The organism is Mesorhizobium sp. M7A.F.Ca.ET.027.03.2.1 (genome assembly GCF_003999175.1).
Lineage (GTDB): Bacteria > Pseudomonadota > Alphaproteobacteria > Rhizobiales > Rhizobiaceae > Mesorhizobium.
The window spans coordinates 1-472 of sequence record NZ_RZOM01001880.1; the positions used below are offsets into that span (position 1 = coordinate 1).

Genomic DNA, 472 nt, shown 5'->3' on the forward strand with positions numbered 1-472 from the left:
AGTTTGTGCAGGCCGAGCTTGTTCTTGGAGAATTTTCGGATCGACACCAGCGGCCCATCGACCGCAACCGGGCGGATGGCCGCGTTGAAGCGCGAGCCGTCCAGCATGCGGGCATCGACCATCGGCTGCGATTCGTCGACGCGGCGACCAACCGCGGCGACGATCTTGTTGACGATGCGCAGGAGATGCGCCTCGTCCTTGAACGGAATGTGGACCGGCTGCAGCTTGCCCTTCTTTTCGACAAAGCAGTTCATGTGGCCGTTGATCAGGATATCGTTGATGTCCGGGTCCTTGAGCAGCGGCTCGAGCGGACCGAGGCCGACCATCTCGTCGACGATGTCGTCGACCAGCGCGTCAAGCTCGACGGTGTTGATCGCCATCCGCTCCTGCTTGGTCTTTTCCGACACGAAATCATGCACTTGCCGGCGCATCTCATCCTTCGGCAAACGCTCCAGCGCGACAAGATTGATCT

General features: G+C 60.2%; 1 protein-coding gene. It reads right to left on the minus strand.

All coding sequences use genetic code 11. From position 1 onward, the window contains the following. Window positions 1-472: ATPase, T2SS/T4P/T4SS family (locus EN750_RS38575; protein WP_145968403.1), on the minus strand; the 472-nt coding region annotated here is incomplete at both ends.